This window comes from Parahoeflea alexandrii, assembly GCF_027214025.1.
In the GTDB taxonomy this organism is placed as follows: domain Bacteria; phylum Pseudomonadota; class Alphaproteobacteria; order Rhizobiales; family Rhizobiaceae; genus Hoeflea; species Hoeflea alexandrii_A.
In genome coordinates this window covers 153,137-170,831 of record NZ_JAPWHB010000004.1, presented here as the reverse complement: position 1 = coordinate 170,831, position 17,695 = coordinate 153,137, and the positions used below count along the sequence as shown (strand labels likewise).

Genomic DNA, 17,695 nt, shown 5'->3' with positions numbered 1-17,695 from the left:
TCCGGCTCTTGGGCTGCAAGTGCCTGTCCATACCAGCGCCCGCTGACCTTGTCACTTTGGTTGAAACTTCCCCGCGACACAATAAGGGGTCTCCTGGCGATTTGCGCTGGCCGGTTGACCGCCGCAAGTGTTGCATGAGATTTTGATAATGGAAATGTTGGCGCCGCAATGTCTGACACAGAGCCGACAACACACGGTTCCATGATCGTGCGCATGCGTTCGGGGCCAGGACCAGCTCGACCGAAAGGTGGCAGTCCGATATCGTGCCCCATTTCAGCCATTCCAGCGGAGTCCATCGAACCTGCTATGCGGGCCCAAATCCGAAATCAAAAAACCATTCGTCAGGATCGCGGATTTTTTTGAGCACCGAAGTCGCGGGCCCATGCGCCGCTATACGCGTGGTCGAGGGCCTGGGCGAATTCACCGCCGACATGCTCAATCTGAACGAACTCGGCAAGAACCAGGCCCGCGCCCAGGAAATCTACAACGAGGTCGGCTACAAGTAAGCCCGTCGCGTGACCAATACTGCCGGGGGATATATGACCTCTCCCCCGGGATCAGAAAGGCCCGGACATTTGGCGTCCGGGCCTTTTTCGGTTTCGGGGAGGGGGGGTTAGCCTGCTGTGCTTGGCTGAAACGCATCCAGGATGCATTGGACGAACAGCCAGCATTGTCAACAAATCCAGTCAGCCGGCGGCAGTCGAATTCTGCCGGTGATGTTGCGCTCTGATGCGCTGCTATGGCTTTTGTTCCCTGGGTTGCGGCCGGATCCTTTTTTCAAGTTCACTTCGTGTGATGACCTTCGAGTGTCCCGGAGACCCCGCAGGCATAGGAACACCGTCTTCCAGCAGGAAGCGCACCGAATGGGCGCCGTTAAGTCCAGCGGGGAAGCGGGCGATGGGTTTGTTTATGACATAGTAACCGCGTTCCAGCGTGACGGCACCGTCCTGCATCAATTGCACCAGCCCTGCTTCCTGCGGCAGGACCTGATAGTCTTCCGCCGTTCCGGACGCGATGACAGAGGTGGCATCCAGGAAAGCCACACCGCCAGGGGAGAATCTTCGAAAGGACTCCATGGTGCTGCGAGCGACTGCTTTTAGATTGCCGGTTTGAAACTCGGTCTTGCGCCTCGCCACACTCTTGCGAGAGGGGGGCCAGTCCTTCGGCGCTACCGCCTGCGAGGGAATAACCAGTCCGGGAAGTGTGTAGCTGTCGAATATGCCGTCGACCGGTTTGCCGATCGCGGCCGCCAGCGAATCGAAAGTGGCTTTACTGGTGTTATTCTTGTCAAAGCGGATCGTGCAGCGACCCAAGCCAGTAAGGGTGGCCTTGTCCTTGTCGATACCGGTGACGCCAACGCCTCGGTAGGCGTTCGAGACGAAATGCGAGATGCGCTCGGTATGCCCGGTCAAACGCCAAATCATGGGGGTATAGGACGTCGCGACCAGATAGATTGGCTCCTTGCCGTCCTCTATATGGATTTCGCTGGTTTCTGTTTCCGTGTCCTGACCTGCGACGCTGACGCTCGACAGGCGGCCAGCTTCGTATGAGCCGATCACGAAGACCCTGTCGTCAGCTCCCGGTCGCGGGAAGTTGCACCCCGCCGAAAGCCTCCTGATCCCAGGGGTAATCCTGCGGTCCCGCTTCAAGTTTTTCAATTCTTTGGGCGAGATCAAGCCATCGCCGTCGGCGTCATAGGCCGCAAAGGCGCGGCGCCCGCCGCTTTCCAGCTCGTGGGCGGTCAATCTTCCGTCTTGATTCAAATCGAACTTCATCAATTCGTTGATGAAGTGGTTCGACTCACGAGATTGGGCGACCAACTTGGCCGATGCGCTTTGTGCATAGGCATAAGCCTCCAGCAGCGTGATTACTCCGTTCTTATCGGTGTCCCAGCTGTCAAAACCATCGGCGATATGCCTTTTCGATTTGAGGTTGGTGTTCCATTCTGATGGGGTCACCTGACCGTCGCCGTCCAGGTCAGCGTTGATTACCGGTGTGAGCATGTAGTTGCGACGCTGGGCGATGGCGCGCATTTCATTGGATCTGACGTCATCATCCGTCAAAACCTGATCTTCTCCGGCGTATTTGCGGAAGGACAGAAGCAACAGCTTCAGATAATTCTCGCGCGAATTCATCGACGGGAATGGAAGCGGCGGCATTTCAGAGGAAGCGAATGTGCTCGCGTTCGGGATGCCAGACAGAAGGGTGGACATGACCAGGATTTGTATAGCTTTGCTCATCATGGGCTGCAATCTCCGGATGCAAACATAAGTAGCTTTGCTATTATGGGAATGTAAATTCTTTACCCCTCGGCTATCTGCAATTTTAACAAACCGGCTCCGTGCCAAGTGGTGATCAGCTTGGTGCCGAACCATGACAACGCGGTGAAGTTGTTGAAAGACTTCACCTCGGATTCGGCGCAGTCCTGTTTCGCCAACAGCAACAACGAGTATCGGGTGGTGCCGACGGTGGCGGCCTCCTCGGTGGTCGAGGGCCCGGGCGAATTCACCGCCGCTACGCTCAATCTGAACGAGCTCGGCAAGCGCCAGGCCCGCGCCCAGGAAATCTACAACGAGGTCGGCTACAAGTAAGCCCGCCCGAGATCACATATCGCCGGGGAGTATATGACCTCTCCCCCGGCACCAGAAAGGCCCGGACATTTGGCGTCCGGGCCTTTTTGCGTGGGTGGGGGTGGGGGAAAACCCTATATCGGGCGCTGTTCGAACGGGTGATTGCTTTGCGCGCCCATGCCGAACATAGCCGCAAACCAAGCCCATTCCCCGGGTCGGTCACTCACTGTACTGCTTCACGGTGGCAAGAAACCTTGTCCATCAGGAAGGCCGCATGAACCGCCTAATGATGTTCAGGATCGCTTGGCGCCTTCATTCGGTCCGTTTGAATGGCGTTTGAGACATGGCGGAAACGATGTTGCCATCCCGGCTTTTTTGGGGAAACATCTCAAGTGCATTTCTTCAGGATCCCCATTGCCGTGCTTCGTTTTCTTTCCTTCACCTTCCTTTTTTTCATTTCCGCCAGCGTGACAGTTCAAGCCCAAAGCTTCCAGACCGCGTCCGGGCGCCAGGAGCGGGTTCGTGACCGAAACGACGGCACGCTGGTGTTTGACTGGGACTCGAAGATCGCCGTGGGAACACTGCTCGGCGAGCCGGTGGTCAGCGTGCAGTTCCTTTACAAGACGCATCCGGAAAGCTCCGGTTCGGTGCCCGCTTTCCTCAATCCGACGACGGCAAGCCAGTCCATTTCCCTGGCCGATCTGCCGGAGGAAGCCTTGCTCGGTCCCCGGCTTTACGACGTCAAGATGCAGTTCGACTTCCAGGTCGGCGGCAACTCCAACAACGTGGTTTCGTTGCACGCCGATGTCGGTGCGCCGGGCAAGGGCGACGGACAGACGTGGTCCTACAACACGCCTGGGTCGCCGGCCTGGGGCGCGCTTTTCAGCAATGGAGGCGGTCCGTTGTGGCCGGCGGAAGCCAAGGAGGCGCTGAAGGCCGGGCTCAAGCTGGTTTCGGCGCGGATCCTCAGTACGAAGATCTCCTGGCTGGACCTGCAGAAGTGGTACACGGGCCCGTCAAGGCAGGACGAGAAGGAGCGCCTGCTGGAAGCGGAGAAGCTGCTGGAGGCGGGGATCAGCCGCAGCTACGGCTACGATATCAGGAAAACCGACCCGAAGAGCGTGACTCCGAAGTCCATCGACAAGCTGGCGCAGCGGATCGAGAAGATGGCGGCCCTGCCTGAAGAGACGAAGATCGGCGACAATCATGCCCCCTATCAGGTTGCGGTGGAGACGGTGGAGACCTACCGCCAGCGCTTCAACCAGCGCAAGGCACGCTTCAAGTCAACGGAACCGGACGTCGACGCCATGCCACGGGGCCATCTGCCGAATTTCGATGCTCCGGAACGCAGTCACCGTCCGCTTCGCATGGAACTTCTTTCTTGGGACAAGCAGGGCAAGAAACTCCCCGATGCCGGCTACTATGTCATGGATGGCGATCAAAAAGTCGCCGGCCCTTTCGAAAGCGGAAGGCTTGTTCTGAACACCTATGTGGTGCAGGTGAAAAACAACAACGGCAATTGCAGTTACCACATCTTCCCCTACGAGCGGCCATCCGAAGTTTCCGTCATCGATTCTGCGGTTAAAGTACCAAAGCGGCGTTTGGATACCTCAGATTGTGTCGTTTCAGAAGCAGGCGCGAACTCAATCGCTCTTGCCGTCGGGACGTGGAGCTCCGTCCCAAACAATTGCAGTCCCGGCCTGAATTTTGGCCGATGCGGTACTGTTCCGCTCCTGACCTGCGCCGTCTATGATCGAAATCTGACGTTGCTGGAAAAACGGAATGCGGGAGAGTCCTCCGAACCGCGGCGAAACGGCTGTTAAGGGTGCTGGCAGACACTAGCCATCTATCCAGGCGGTGAAGTTGGCTTGCTGCTGCGGGTTCGGCGAGGTCTGGCCCGGACCGCTCGCGGCCAGGACCCGGTCCAGATCGTTCTTCGCGCGGTCGAGATCGGCTTTCTCGGCGATGTCCGCAGCAGAGCGGCTTTCCGGCTTCGTGATGGCTTGCCCGCCGGAGGAAAAGCTCATCGGGTTCGTCAACGCGCGGAAACTGTCGGTCAGCCGGTTGTAGCCGGTTTCGCCGAGGATCGCGGCACCGCAGATGAGCACGGTAGCGAAGGCAAGGCCTGCGACGAAGCGCTTCTGGTGGCGTACAACGAAGACGTACCTGCCGTCCGGCATCTTGTCGAAGGCGCCGAGATCGGTCGACATGGCGGGTCGCCTGGGCGTTGCCGGAGAGGCGGGCCGGGACGGCGCCTTTGCAGTTGCCGGTCGAGAGGCTGCGACCGGCTCCATCCGAATGTAATCGATGCCGGGCATTCCCGGTTCGGTAAAGATATCGCCGGGCGAAACACGCACCGCAGCCGCTCTACCCGCTGAAGGCGCCTCGCCCCAAACGAGCCTCCCCGTCCGGTTTTCCATCTGCCAGAGCCGGTCGCCGGCGGCGAAATCGGCTCCTGGCTTCACGAACACGTCCCTGATTCGGATTGGATAGTGATCCGCCTGCCTCGACAGACAGAGGGTCCTGATCTGCCAGTCGGGGGCGCCTGCGGGCGCTGTCGGTCTGTCTGCCGCCGGAGGCGTGGCGTCTGCTGCGGGCACATCAAGGGGAACGTAGTTCACTCCAGCATGTCCCGGTTCGGTGAAAATGTCGCCCGGCGCGACACGAAGGCCGAAGATCTTGCCCTGCTGCGGCGCATAGGCCGTCAACGCGGTTCCGTTCCGGTCTTCATAGTCCCATAACGGCATGCCCTTGGCGATGTCGTCGCCGGCCTTCACGCGGATGCCGCCGATCCGTATCGGATAAGCTCCTGCGCGCCGATCAAGCGCGATCCCGAATATCTGCAGTCTTGTTTCGGGAACCCGGCCGGCAGGCTCGGTTAGCGCGTATTCAACAACGCGATGTCCCGGCTCAGAGATCGTCTCACCAGTGCGGAAGAGGATGCGGAGCAATCTGCCGCGGTTCTGGGCGCGAATGGTGAAGCTGTTGCCTGATGAATCGACGAGATCAAAGACCGGCTGACCCGCTTTGATCCCGTCACCTTCGGCGGCATGCAGCGCAGCGATGGATAGCGGATAGAATCGCGGATCTTCCGGCAGGTCGATATTCTGATGCGTCACGTGAACTTCCCCTGAAATGCGATAGGGTTATTGAAAGAGTTGGAGGGCAAACTCTCAAGAGGCTCAAGGCAGATTTTTTGTCTCCCGGCTGCAGATGTGATCGGGCAGATCTGGAAAAATCGTCCCATTCCAGCCATTCGTTTCCGATGCAATAGGCCGATACTTCCCGTCTATCGTGGGAGCCCCCGGATGAGCCTTTCCGGGAGGTCTCTCTCACCTACCCCTCGCGACGGAGGGATGCCATCCGCGCACCCGAAAAACCCTGTTCCTCCAGGCCGCTGGCTTGTGCGGCGAGCTTCCGGCCCCACCCGCCGCTGTGTGAAACGACCCGCGTACACAAAAACTTCGCAAATCTGTCATCCGGCGTTCACGGGACAATGGTTCCTGCACGGCCATGCAGACCAGTCCTTCGCAGATCCAGATCGAGAATGTTTCGCGGCTTTTTGGCCAGACGGCAGCGCTTGATAATGTTTCCGTCTCGCTTGATGCGGGCGATTTTTCCGTGTTGCTCGGACCGTCGGGCTGCGGGAAATCGACGCTTCTGAGGCTGATTGCCGGGCTCGACCGGCAGACGAGCGGTGCGATCCGGATCGGCGGCACTGATGTCGGCGATTTGCCGCCGAGCGCGCGCGACCTGTCGATGGTGTTCCAGTCCTACGCGCTGTTTCCGCATCTCTCGGTCGCCGAGAACATCCTGTTCGGGCTCAAGGTGCGCAGGGTTTCGAAGGCCGAGCGGCTGCAGCGCCTCAACCAGGTCGCGGCGATGATGGGGCTTTCGGCGCTGCTGGCGCGAAAGCCCTCGGAACTGTCTGGCGGGCAGCAGCAGCGCGTCGCACTCGCCCGCGCGGTGATCAGCGAGCGGCCGATCTGCCTGATGGACGAACCGCTTTCCAATCTCGATGCGAAACTGCGCGCCGACATGCGCGTCGAACTGAGGGCGATCCAGCAGAAGCTGGGGCTGACGGTGGTCTATGTCACGCATGACCAGATCGAGGCGATGACGATGGCCGACCGGATCATCGTCATGAGTGCCGGCCGGATCGAGCAGGTCGGCACGCCGGAAGAGGTCTATGCGCGGCCCGCCACGGTGTTCACCGCGGGCTTCATCGGCACGCCGCCGATGAACCTGTTCCCGGGCCGGTTGTTCGCTGGGCAGGAAGGCCTCAAGGGCGGGGCCGGCGAGGGCCACCTGATCGGTCTCAGGCCCGAAGATTTGAGCGTTGCCGCGCGCGGCCCGGAGGCCGAGTTGCGCGGGGTCGAGTATCTGGGCGCGGACCGGCTCGTTTCCGCCCGGCTTGGCGACACCGATTTCATCATGCGCATGCCTGCAAGTGCGGCGCCGCCGCCGGCGCGGTTCGCGCTCGGCTGGGCAGAGGGCCACGAAAGCATCTTCGATGCGGCAACCGGCACCCGGCTGACGCAGTTTGACCACCCCACAGCCTCCCAACCCAAGAAGGATCTTACCCATGAAACTGCTTAACGTATTTCTGGCGACCTCGGCGCTGACGCTGTTTGCCAGCCAGGCAAACGCCGTCGATCTCGAATTCTATTTCCCGGTCGCCGTCGGCGGCGCCGCGGCGGACACGATCCAGTCGCTGACCGAGGAATACATGGCCAACAATGAAGGCGTGAAGATCGACGCGATCTACACCGGCTCCTATGCCGACACCACGACCAAGGCGATCACCGCCGTGCGCGGCGGCAATGCCCCGCAGCTGATCATCTCGCTGTCGACCGACATGTACACCTTCATCGACGAGGACATGATCGTCGCCTGGGACAACTACCTCACCGAGGACGAGCAGAAGAACTGGATCGGCGGCTTCTACCCGGCGTTCATGGCCAACAGCCAGACCGAGGGCAAGACCTGGGGCATCCCGTTCCAGCGCTCGACGCCGGTTCTCTACTGGAACAAGGAAGCGTTCAAGGCTGCCGGCCTCGACCCGGAAAAGGGTCCGGCAAACTGGGCCGAAATGGTCGAGATGGGCAAGAAGCTGACCGTCAAGGACGCGAGCGGCAACGTCACCCAGTGGGGCGTGCATATCCCGTCCTCGGGCTTCCCGTCCTGGCTCTGGACCGGCATCGTCGCCGGCAATGGCGGCCTGCTGGCCGATGACACCGGCAAGAACGTCAACTTCAATTCGGACGCCGCTGTCGGCGCGCTCGAAGCGCTGGTGTCGCTGTCTTCCAAGGACGGCGTGATGGCGCCGGGCATCCTCGACTGGGGCGGCACGCCGAAGGCCTTCTTCGAAGGTCAGGCAGCGATGATCTGGACCACCACCGGCAACCTCACCAACGTGCGCACCAACGCACCGTTCGACTTCGGCGTCGGCTTCCTGCCGGGCCTGAAGCAGAACGGCGCGCCCACGGGCGGCGGCAACTTCTACCTGCTGAAGGGCTCGACCGACGAGGAACTGCAGGCCGCTGCCGACTTCGTGAAATGGGCGACCGCTCCGGAACAGGCCGCCAAGTGGACGATCGCGACCGGCTACGTCGCGCCGCGTCCGGACGTCTGGGAAACCGAGACGATGAAGGACTATGTCAAGGGCTTCCCGCAGGCGCTGGTTGCCCGCGACCAGCTCGACTACGCGGTGGCGGAACTGTCGACCTTCGAAGGTCCGAAGGTGACGCAGCTCCTGAACTCGGCGCTGGAATCGGCAATCACCGGCCAGAAATCGCCCAAGGAAGCGCTCGATGGCGCCCAGGCCGAGGCCGACGCGATCCTGAAGGCCTACCACTGATCCCATCATCCGGCGGGGCGCTCTTCAGGCGCGCCCCGCCATTCCTGCCCGGGATACGCACATGAACAGCCGCAACTGGATATATGCCTGGCTGATGCTGCTGCCTGCGTTCGTGTTCCTGATCGCATTCACGCATCTGCCCGCCGTCACCACCCTGATCGACAGCTTCTTCACCACCGCCAAGGGACGCCGCGCCGCGGCATTTACCGGGTTGGGCAACTACCAGAAGATGCTCGGGGATCCGATCTTCGTGAAGGCGATGGTCAATTCGGCAATCTATGCGGCGATCACCATTCCGGCCTCGATCGCGCTGTCGCTGGCCATGGCGCTTCTGGTGCACCGCTCGTTCCGCGGCGTCAGCCTGATGCGGATGGCGTTCTTCACGCCGACCGTGCTGCCGCTGATCGCGGTCGCCAATATCTGGCTGTTCTTCTATGCGCCGGGCTTCGGGCTGATCGACCAGATCCGGCTCTATTTCGGACTGCCATCTGCCAATTATGTCGGCCAGCCCGACACCGCGCTCTATGCGGTCGCCGCGGTGACGATCTGGAAGGAGGCCGGGTTCTTCATGATCTTCTTCCTCGCCGCGCTGCAGACGATCCCGCAGTCGCTGCGCGAGGCGGCGGCGATCGAGGGGTGCGGCCGCTGGACCTTCTTCCGCCGGGTGACGCTGCCGCTGATCATGCCGACGACGCTGTTCGTCTCGGTCAACGCGGTGATCAACGCCTTCCGGCTGGTCGACCATGTCTTCGTCATGACCAAGGGCGGGCCCGACAGCGCGACCATGCTCTTGCTCTACTACATCTTCGAGACCGGGTTCAGGTTCTGGGACACGGCTTACGCCGCGGCGCTGACGGTGGTGCTGATCGCCATCCTGTCGGTGGTGGGCATCGGCCAGTTCTTCCTCGCCGACAGACGGGTGCACTACAAATGATCGGCGAGACCACATTCGACCGGGTCCTGATCCGCGGCGGCGGCGCGCTGCTGGCGCTGATCTGGATCGCGCCGCTTGCCTATGCGGTCTGGGCGGCGTTTCATCCTCCCGCCTTCGAGGCTCGTTTCGAACTGATGGCGCCGTTGACCCTGGACAATTTTGCTTCGGCATGGTCGCAGGCGCCGTTCGCGCGCTACTTTCTCAACACCATCCTGCTGGTGACGATGATCCTGAGCGCGCAGCTGGTGCTGTGCACGCTGGCGGCCTTCGCCTTTGCGCGGCTGGAATTTCCTGGCAAGACGTTCCTGTTCACGCTGATCCTGATGCAGCTCCTGGTGATGCCCGACATCCTGCTGGTCGAGAACTACAAGACCATGCGGGCATTGGGACTGGTTGACACCATCATCGCCATCGGCTTGCCCTATTTTGCCTCGGGGTTTGCGATTTTCCTGTTGCGGCAGACCTTCATGACCATCCCGAAGGAACTCGACGAGGCGGCAAGGGTGGAGGGCTGTTCGCTTCTCGGGCTGTTGTGGCGGGTCTATGTGCCGCTCGGCAAGCCGGCGATGCTCGCCTTCGGGCTGGTGTCGGTGAGCCACCACTGGAACAATTTCCTCTGGCCGCTGATCATCACCAATTCGGTCGAAACCCGGCCGCTGACCGTGGGTCTGTCGATCTTCGCCACCACCGACAGCGGCACCGAATGGGCGGTTATCAATGCCGCGACCCTCATGACCTCCGCGCCCCTTCTCCTGGGGTTCCTGCTTTTCCAGCGCCAGTTCGTGCAAAGCTTCATGCGCGCCGGCATCAAATAAGGATATTTTCGATGACCCTTTCGACCTTTGGCGCCGCCGTCAAATTCGACAGCTATCAATCCCTCAAGGGCTGGATCTGCGATGCCGACCGGCCGATCGAGATCCAGGACTTCGTCTTCCCCGACGTGATCGCCGGTGACTGCTCGGAGCTTATCGGCAAGTACAAAGAGGCGCTTGAGCCGCACCGGGGGCCGCGCGGCATCCACGGCCCGTTCTTCGGGCTCGATCTGTCCAACCCCGACCGGGCGATCCGTGCGGTCATCCAGGAGCGTTTCCTCAAGGGGCTGGAGATCGCCGAAAGCCTGTCGGCGACGCACATGGTGATCCACAGCCCGTTTACCTACTGGCACCTGCTCAACCACCGGAATTACCCCGATGTGCTGGGGCTGATGTTTTCGGCAGCAGCCGACTGCCTCGAGCCGGTGCTGAAGCGCGCCGCGGATACTGGCTGTACGCTGATGCTGGAAAACATCGACGATACCGATCCTGCGACACGCGTCGAGCTGGTGCGCCAGATCGATCACCCCAACCTGAAGATCTCGATCGATACCGGCCATGCGGATCTCGCGCATGGGCGCTACCAGGCGCCGCCGGTCAACGACTTCATTGCGGCTGCCGCCGGTCACCTCGGCCATGTTCACCTGCAGGATGTCGACGGTTATGCCGACCGCCACTGGCATCCGGGCGAGGGGCGGATCAGCTGGACGCCGCTGCTCGACGCGCTCGCCGGGCTTGAGGAAACGCCGCGGCTGATCCTGGAAGTGCGCAATCACGTCGAACGGCTTCCCGCCACCGTGCGCTGGCTCGAAGGCCTTCTTGCGGCAGAATAAACCGACTCTGGAAAAACCCGGCTGCCTCGCCATAGGTGTCCGGCTGCGATGACGGTCACCGCGTGGGGGCCTGTCGGCTGGGGCTTGACTTATCGTTTAGTGCTAAACTATATAGTTTATCGCTAAATGATATGGAGCCCAACATGACCAGCAGACGGAAATTCATGACGATCCTCGGCGGCGGGGTGATCCTGGCGGCGGGTGGCATCGGCGGCTGGGCCACGAGCCGCGATCCGGCTGGTGCGCGCAAGCCGTGGGAGACAGCGAAAGCGCTGGATGCGGGCGCGAGCGGCGATCTGCGCATCTTTGCGCTGTCGCATGCGATCCTGGCGCCCAATCCGCACAACCGTCAGCCCTGGCTGGCCGATCTCTCGACGCCCGGCGAGATCACGCTTCATTTCGACACCACGCGGCGGCTGCCCGAAACCGATCCTTATGACCGGCAACTGACGATCGGGCTTGGCTGTTTCGTCGAATTGCTGACGATGGCGGCGGCGGAAACCGGCTACCGCGCCGAGGTGAGGCTGTTTCCCGAGGGCGAGCCGCAGCCACTGCTTAACGAGCGCCCGGTGGCGCACATCCGCCTCATTGCCGACAGCACTGTCGAGCGCGATCCGCTGTTTGCGCAGGTGTTCGCGCGCCACACCAACCGCGAAGCCTATGACACCGCCCGGCCGGTGGCTGCCGCGACACTCGACCCGATCGCTGCTGCGGCGCGGACTGCGCGCATCGACCATGCGACCGGCACCGAAGAGGTGGCGGCACTTCGGGCGCTTTCCTGGGAGGCGATGGAGATCGAGTTGCGCACCTACCGGACGATGAAGGAGAGCGTCGACCTGATGCGCATCGGCAAGGCCGAGATCGAGGCCAATCCGGACGGGATCAGCCTTGTCGGGCCGCTGAACGAGGGGCTCGACCTGCTCGGGCTCATGGACAGGCAGGCGATGCTCGACCCGGGTTCGATGGTGTTTACCGAAGGAATGAAGGCGCAGAAGGTCCAGTTCGACACGGCGATGGGTTTTCTCTGGCTGACCACGCCGGCCAACAGCCGCGCCGACCAGATTGCCGCCGGGCGCGACTATGTGCGCATGCATCTCGCCGTCACCGAAGCCGGGCTGGCGCTGCAGCCGTTCAGCCAGGCGCTGCAGGAGTATGAGGAGATGGCCGGCAAATACGCGGACATGCGCACGGCCTTGCGGATCAGCGACAATGAGACGCTGCAAATGTTCGTGCGGCTGGGCTATGGTCCCGGGATCAGGCCGGCGCCGCGCTGGCCGCTCACGACCCGGATCAGGAGTGCATGAGCGTAAATCCGAAAGACATGGAAGCCGTTTTCGGTTTCTTCAACGAGATCGGCATCATCGCCCAGCTTTCCGGCCACGCCTTTGAAAAGGCGATGCCGGAGGGCATGACGCTGGCGCAGTTTTCGGTGCTGAACCATCTCTGCCGGCTCGGCGACGGCTGGACGCCGCACCGGATCGCGCGCGCCATGCAGGTGACGAAGGGCGCCATGACCGGCACGCTGAAGCATCTTGAGGGAAAGGGGCTGGTGGTGATCACTCCCGACGCGACAGATGGCCGCGCCAAGCGTGTCAACATCACCGACAAGGGGCGGGCGATGCGCGGTGACTGTTTAGGAGCGATGGCGCCAATGCTGCAGGAGCTGCTCCAGGACTTTACGCCGGCGGAGATTGCCGGCGTGGCGCCGGTGCTTTCAGCGGTGCGCGCCTGGCTCGACAACAGGCGGAACTGACAGGGCCTCTCCTCCGGCCGTCGTGTCAGACCTTGCCGCTGGCCGAAAGCAGTATGGCGACTGGGCGGGTGGTGCCGAATTCCGCGAGGACGAGAACCAGGCTGGCGGTCATCGGAACGGCGAGCAGCGCGCCCGGCAGGCCCCAGAGCGTGCTCCAGAAGGCCAGCGCCAGAAGCACGACGAGCGGGCTCAGGTTGAAGGCGCGGCCCATCATCCGCGGCTCCAGAACCGCGCCGACGAAGATCTGCGCCGCCGACAGGCACAAAAGCACCACGCCGGCCATCCAGAGCGTACCGAACTGGGCGAGGCTGAGCAGCACCGGAAACAGCACGCCGACCAGCGAGCCGATATAGGGGATGTAGTTGAGGAACGCGATCAGCACCGCCCAGAACAGCGCGAACTCGATCCCCAGAACCAGCATGATGGCGTAAGAGACCGCCCCGAGAATAAGGTTCACGGTTGTCTTGACGAACAGATACTGCCCGATCCGTTCGTTGATCCGTGCGAGAAGCGAAAGCGCGCGGCCGCCCGCCTCCTCGCCGCCCAGCGCGATCACCACCTTGCGTGTCATCAGGCCGCGTTCGGCCATGAAGAAGCTGGCATAAAGGACGACGAGGAAAAGCGTGGCGCCGAAGCCGCGCAACGACAGCAGCGCCGGGGCGATCCACGAGCGAAAGTCCATCTGATCGAGCGTGACGCGGCGCAGGTTCGCCCATGTCGGCTGGTCCTGGATGCCCCAGAGGCTGGCGGCGCGCGTTGCCAGGAGCTGCAGATTGTCTTCGTATCGCGGCAGGATCGCCGCCACCTGTGCGATGTTGTTGATGACCAGGATGAACAGCAGCACCACCGCGCAGACAAAGGCGATCAGGATGATGATCCGCCTTGCCCAGGCAGGCAGGCGCCCGACGACCGGCAGGCTCTGCATGCTCTCAGCCGCGGTCGAAAGCACGTAGACGGAAATCGCGGCGGAGAGCACCGGAATCAGCACGGGCTTTCCGATCCAGATCAGCCAGCCGATCATCAGGGTGAGCGCAAGTGCGTAGGTCGTGTTCCGCATTCCGCTTTTTCTTCTCCCGGTTTCGAGTGATCGGCTTCCCTTTACCTATCCTTCTGCCACGATGTGTCAATTCGTGCGTGACCCTTCGCCAACCCTCGTCGCGATGGACCTCGTCCCCGCAAGGCGCTAACACTTCCACCAGGCCGGCGCGCTGCGGCCCGGCATGTCATGGCCAGTGTTGGAAGGGGCGGGACGATGAGCAAATACGAGATCAATCCGGCGTTCGCGATCACCGACGAACAGTCGCTTCGGGGCCTGTTCCACGCCACCCACGACCTGGCCGTCCAGAAGATGCTGGGCTCGCTCGACAGGCATGCGCGTGATTTTATCAGCCGCTCGCCGTTCCTGTGCCTGGGCACGCAGGATCTCGACGGGCGCGCCGATGTCAGCCCGCGCGGCGACCATGTGGGCTTCGTGAAAATTCTTGACGAGCACACGCTGGCGATCCCGGACCGTCCCGGCAACAACCGTCTCGACAGCCTGAGCAACATCGTCGCCAACCCGAGCGTCGGGCTGCTGTTCATCGTTCCGGGCTATGACGACACGCTGCGGGTCAACGGCCGGGCGACGCTGGTCAACGATCCGGAGCTGCTTGAGAGCATGAGCGTGGAGGGGCGCGCGCCCAAACTCGCCATCGTGGTCAGGGTGACGGAGGCCTTCATGCACTGCGCCAAGGCGTTCCGCCGTTCGCATCTCTGGGACCCGGAGCATCTCCAGGATCGCGCCGACATGCCGTCGCTGGTCAAGATCATCCTCGACCAGACCACCGGCGCGCCCGACGATGCCGAGGAAATGCGCAAGCTCGACGAGGGGCTGGAGGAAGACTACCGGAAGTCGCTGTACTAGGGGGCCAGACCGCTCTTTGTTTCAGGCGCCTGGGGTGAGCACGTCTGGTTTCGGGGGCTGGAACCATGAAGAGGCCGTTTGCCGACCGTGCGACAATCCCGCACCTTTGCAATGGAAAACTGATCTGCGAGGTTGAGCGCGGAGGGTTTATGTCCAGGTCCAGATTTCCCGCATGGCAGCTGACAGTCGGCATGATTGGCCTATTCGCGCTGATCATGGCCGGGTTTGCTCACAAGCCGGTGGACCTTGCAGCTTCCCAGGATGCCGATCTTGCCGGGTATGTGTTGCCGGACGGCACGCTTCCGGTTCTTTGCCTGACTGGCGACAATGACGGCGATGGTGGCCAAAGGGCCCACCAGGACGCCTGTGATTTCTGCCGTCTTGCCAGTTCGGTGGTGCTTCCCGCGCCGGATCATTTCGACCGGGCTGCCCCCATCGGCATTTCGCAACCGCTGCTTCCGGAGCAAGCCGACCCGCTGCTTGCCAGGAAGGCAGATCTGTTGCCGCCGACGCGCGCTCCGCCTTCGATTGCTGCATGACCCGTGAGTGCGCGGCTTATGGCCGGGCATCTCATCAGACATAAGCCGTGGGTGCCGGGAAAGGCGCCTGCGCGATTTCACGACAATTCCAGCAATTCGGAAAGACTGATCCATGAATTTCTTCAAAAACACCCTCGCCACCATTGCTCTGGTGCTGGCAATCCTCGTCCCCGCGGCGGCTGCCCAGGCTCAGGACGCCAAGCCAGGCCTGTTCGTCAATCTCACCACGGATGACACGTGGGCCGCCGGCAAGGCAATCATGTTTGCCCATCAGAAGGCGCTGAAGAACGGCCACAAGCCGGTCGTCATCTGGTTGAATGTCCGTGGCGTGTACCTGGCCGACAAGAAGCGCCCGTCGCATGTGCACGGACTGATGCGCGAGCAGAACATGTCGATCCAGGACATGCTGACGGCCTTCATGAAGGATGGCGGCACCGTGCTCATGTGCCAGGCCTGCTCGGCTGCAGCCGGATTGACCGTCGATGACTATATCGATGGCGTTGAAATGGGCAGCTGGCCGGTCGTCGAAGGATATCTCTTCGATCCGGCGATGAAGACGTTGTCCTGGTAAGGACTGACCGGAACGGGCGGGCCAGCGTCCCTGCACAAAGGCCTGCCCGACGATCTTCCTGCGGCTTGTCACAAGAGGCGAGACAATGGTGATCTTGCGAACGGGGAGCCAGCCAAAGCCCCTCAGGCGTTTGGCAGCAGCGCATCCACTTTCGGGCGGATGACCCTGTTTTGCTGACGGCCTGACTTGCCGATGGTGTGGCAGAGCAGCACCACCGGAAGCAGGCCGAAGCCGACGATCATCAGCGAGGGCAGGGCCGCCTGCTGCAGCCGCTCGTCGGAGGCCAGCCGGTAGGCCTGGACGGCGAGCGTGTCGAAATTGAACGGCCGCATGATCAGCGTCGCCGGCAGCTCCTTCATCACATCGACGAAGACGATCAGCAGCGCGGTCAGAAGGCTCGGGCGCAGCAGCGGCAGGTGGATCTCGATCAGCATGCGGCCCGATGTCCGGCCAAGGGTGCGGGCGGCGGCGTCGATGTTGGGCTTGATCGCCGAGATGCCGGTGTCAAACGCGCCAAGGGCGGCTGCGATGAAGCGGACCATGTAGGCCACCACCAGAAGCCCGATCGAGCCGGTGAAGAACAGGCCGGTGGAGATGCCGAAATTGGCCCGGGCCCAGGCGTCAACGGCGTTGTCCAACGCCGCGAACGGAACCAGCAGCCCGACCGCGATGACGCCGCCCGGCACGGCATAGCCGATGCCCGCGGCGGCGGCAGAAAAGCGCGCGGCAAGGCTCGGCGCGATGCGGGCGCAGAAGCCGATGACGATGGCGGCTGTGACGGTGACCAAAGCTGTGATCGAGGCCAGCGTCAGCGAGTTCTGCACATAGCCGAGATAGCGCGGCGAGAATGGCGACTTGCCGGCACCGATCGCCATGTCGGTGAGGACAACGAGCGGAATGGCAAATCCGATGGCGACCGGCAGCATGCAGGCGGCGAAGGCGGCCACGGCCTTCCAACCCGTCAGGTGATGCCGCTCCATGGTTTCAATCCGCGAGCCGGCGGGAAAGCGCTTTGCCGCGCCGCGCTGGGCGCGCTCGAGCAGGGCGAAGGTCAGCGCCACGACCAGCAGACAGAGCGCCAGCTGCGAGGCGGCCATGCGGTCGCCCATCGAGAACCAGGCCGAGTAGATGCCGGTGGCGAAGGTCTGCACGCCGAAATGCGCCACCGTGCCGAAATCGGCGATGGTCTCCATCAGCGCCAGGATGACGCCGCCGGCAATGGCGGGACGGGCCATCGGCAGGCTGACGCGCCAGAAGGCGGACCAGGGCGTGTGCCCGAGCGTGCGGGCGGCGAAATAGGCGGTCGGTGACTGCTTGAGGAAGGCGGCGCGGGCGAGCAGGTAGACGTAAGGGTAGAGCACGAAGATCAGCATCGCGGCGGCGCCGCCGAGCGAACGGACCTCGGGGAACCAGTAGTCCTGCGGTCCCCATCCGGTGATGGCGCGCAACGCCGTCTGCACCGCGCCGGGATGATCGAGCAGGTCGGTATAGGCATAGGCCAGCACATAGGCCGGGAAGGCGAGCGGCAGCGCCAGCACGATCTCGAAGGTGCGGCGGAAGGGGAACGAGCAGGTGGTGACCAGCCAGGCGGTGGCGGTGCCGACGATCGCGGTACCGAGACCCACCAGCACCACCAGCTCGACCGTGGTCCAGGCATAGCGCGGCAGCACCGTCGCCATCAGGCTGTTCCAGGTATCAAGCGTGCCGGAGACCGCCGCAAACGCCACCGCGACAATCGGCGCGAGGCAAAGCAGGGAGACGATCCAGGCTGCGGTCTTGAGTGCGCGTTCGCCCACGGGCGGGGTCTTCCTTTGCATCTGGTCTCGCGCCGGGCATGGCGCAAGTCAAAGCGGTTTGCCATGTCGCCGCCCCGACCATCCGGTGTTTGACAGCGGACGGCGGCTCGGTCAAAGATTGTGG

Annotated in this window: 17 protein-coding genes; 13 read left to right on the top strand and 4 right to left on the bottom strand. The window is 62.5% G+C overall.

Translation table 11 applies throughout. The features are described 5' to 3' along the window. Positions 1-359 precede the first annotated feature (359 nt). A complete protein-coding gene (locus O4H62_RS14370) occupies positions 360-506 on the top strand; it encodes a hypothetical protein (protein ID WP_269388842.1) in 147 nt (48 codons plus the stop codon). Positions 507-737: 231 nt separating this feature from the next. Here the strand turns inward: O4H62_RS14370 and O4H62_RS14365 are convergent, their stop codons facing one another. Further along, positions 738-2,243 (bottom strand): EF-hand domain-containing protein, encoded by a 1,506-nt coding sequence (locus O4H62_RS14365; protein WP_269388841.1) that lies wholly within the window; start codon positions 2,241-2,243, stop codon positions 738-740. 141 nt (positions 2,244-2,384) lie between these two features. Here O4H62_RS14365 and O4H62_RS14360 point away from each other — a divergent pair, with 141 nt between their 5' ends. Both O4H62_RS14360 and O4H62_RS14355 read left to right on the top strand, forming a co-directional pair. Continuing rightward, complete coding sequence (locus O4H62_RS14360; protein ID WP_269388840.1) at positions 2,385-2,591, top strand: hypothetical protein; 207 nt, start codon at positions 2,385-2,387, stop codon at positions 2,589-2,591. A 398-nt stretch (positions 2,592-2,989) separates the two neighbouring features. Beyond that, a complete protein-coding gene (locus tag O4H62_RS14355) occupies positions 2,990-4,393 on the top strand; it encodes a hypothetical protein (protein ID WP_269388839.1) in 1,404 nt (467 codons plus the stop codon). A gap of 15 nt (positions 4,394-4,408) precedes the next feature. Here O4H62_RS14355 and O4H62_RS14350 read toward each other — a convergent pair whose 3' ends face one another. Beyond that, positions 4,409-5,689 carry a hypothetical protein gene (locus O4H62_RS14350; RefSeq protein WP_269388838.1) on the bottom strand — a complete coding sequence of 427 codons (1,281 nt, stop codon included), beginning with the start codon at positions 5,687-5,689 and terminating at the stop codon, positions 4,409-4,411. Between the two features lie 394 nt (positions 5,690-6,083). On the opposite strand from O4H62_RS14350, the gene O4H62_RS14345 reads away from it, so the two are divergent. The 7 genes from O4H62_RS14345 to O4H62_RS14315 all read left to right on the top strand — a co-directional run bounded on the left by O4H62_RS14345 (position 6,084) and on the right by O4H62_RS14315 (position 12,762). Then, on the top strand, positions 6,084-7,169 hold the full coding sequence (locus O4H62_RS14345; RefSeq protein WP_269388837.1) for an ABC transporter ATP-binding protein: 1,086 nt from the start codon (positions 6,084-6,086) through the stop codon (positions 7,167-7,169). Then, positions 7,156-8,430, top strand: a complete 1,275-nt coding sequence (locus O4H62_RS14340; RefSeq protein WP_269388836.1) for an ABC transporter substrate-binding protein — start codon at positions 7,156-7,158, stop codon at positions 8,428-8,430. Before O4H62_RS14345 ends, O4H62_RS14340 begins: the two co-directional genes overlap by 14 nt. A gap of 61 nt (positions 8,431-8,491) precedes the next feature. Then, on the top strand, positions 8,492-9,364 hold the full coding sequence (locus O4H62_RS14335; protein WP_269388835.1) for a carbohydrate ABC transporter permease: 873 nt from the start codon (positions 8,492-8,494) through the stop codon (positions 9,362-9,364). After that, positions 9,361-10,179: a carbohydrate ABC transporter permease gene (locus O4H62_RS14330; RefSeq protein WP_269388834.1), complete on the top strand. Its 819-nt coding sequence runs from the start codon at positions 9,361-9,363 to the stop codon at positions 10,177-10,179. Before O4H62_RS14335 ends, O4H62_RS14330 begins: the two co-directional genes overlap by 4 nt. An 11-nt stretch (positions 10,180-10,190) precedes the next feature. Then, positions 10,191-11,009 (top strand): sugar phosphate isomerase/epimerase family protein, encoded by an 819-nt coding sequence (locus O4H62_RS14325; RefSeq protein ID WP_269388833.1) that lies wholly within the window; start codon positions 10,191-10,193, stop codon positions 11,007-11,009. A gap of 143 nt (positions 11,010-11,152) precedes the next feature. Further along, positions 11,153-12,313: an Acg family FMN-binding oxidoreductase gene (locus O4H62_RS14320; protein WP_269388832.1), complete on the top strand. Its 1,161-nt coding sequence runs from the start codon at positions 11,153-11,155 to the stop codon at positions 12,311-12,313. Further along, the gene (locus O4H62_RS14315) at positions 12,310-12,762 is read left to right on the top strand and encodes a MarR family winged helix-turn-helix transcriptional regulator (RefSeq protein ID WP_269388831.1); all 453 of its coding nucleotides are present in this window, start codon (positions 12,310-12,312) and stop codon (positions 12,760-12,762) included. The genes O4H62_RS14320 and O4H62_RS14315 overlap by 4 nt, the downstream gene beginning before the upstream one ends. Before the next feature lie 25 nt (positions 12,763-12,787). Here the strand turns inward: O4H62_RS14315 and O4H62_RS14310 are convergent, their stop codons facing one another. After that, the gene (locus O4H62_RS14310) at positions 12,788-13,819 is read right to left on the bottom strand and encodes an AI-2E family transporter (RefSeq protein WP_269388830.1); all 1,032 of its coding nucleotides are present in this window, start codon (positions 13,817-13,819) and stop codon (positions 12,788-12,790) included. 195 nt (positions 13,820-14,014) lie between these two features. On the opposite strand from O4H62_RS14310, the gene O4H62_RS14305 reads away from it, so the two are divergent. The 3 genes from O4H62_RS14305 (at position 14,015) to O4H62_RS14295 (ending at position 15,775) form a co-directional block, all read left to right on the top strand. Further along, positions 14,015-14,665 (top strand): pyridoxamine 5'-phosphate oxidase family protein, encoded by a 651-nt coding sequence (locus O4H62_RS14305; protein ID WP_269388829.1) that lies wholly within the window; start codon positions 14,015-14,017, stop codon positions 14,663-14,665. 191 nt (positions 14,666-14,856) lie between these two features. Beyond that, positions 14,857-15,204 carry a hypothetical protein gene (locus O4H62_RS14300; protein ID WP_269388828.1) on the top strand — a complete coding sequence of 116 codons (348 nt, stop codon included), beginning with the start codon at positions 14,857-14,859 and terminating at the stop codon, positions 15,202-15,204. Positions 15,205-15,316: 112 nt separating this feature from the next. Continuing rightward, positions 15,317-15,775 (top strand): DsrE family protein, encoded by a 459-nt coding sequence (locus tag O4H62_RS14295; RefSeq protein WP_269388827.1) that lies wholly within the window; start codon positions 15,317-15,319, stop codon positions 15,773-15,775. 122 nt (positions 15,776-15,897) lie between these two features. Here the strand turns inward: O4H62_RS14295 and O4H62_RS14290 are convergent, their stop codons facing one another. After that, positions 15,898-17,571, bottom strand: coding sequence for an ABC transporter permease (locus O4H62_RS14290; protein WP_269388826.1), 1,674 nt, complete (start codon positions 17,569-17,571; stop codon positions 15,898-15,900). Positions 17,572-17,695 lie beyond the last annotated feature (124 nt).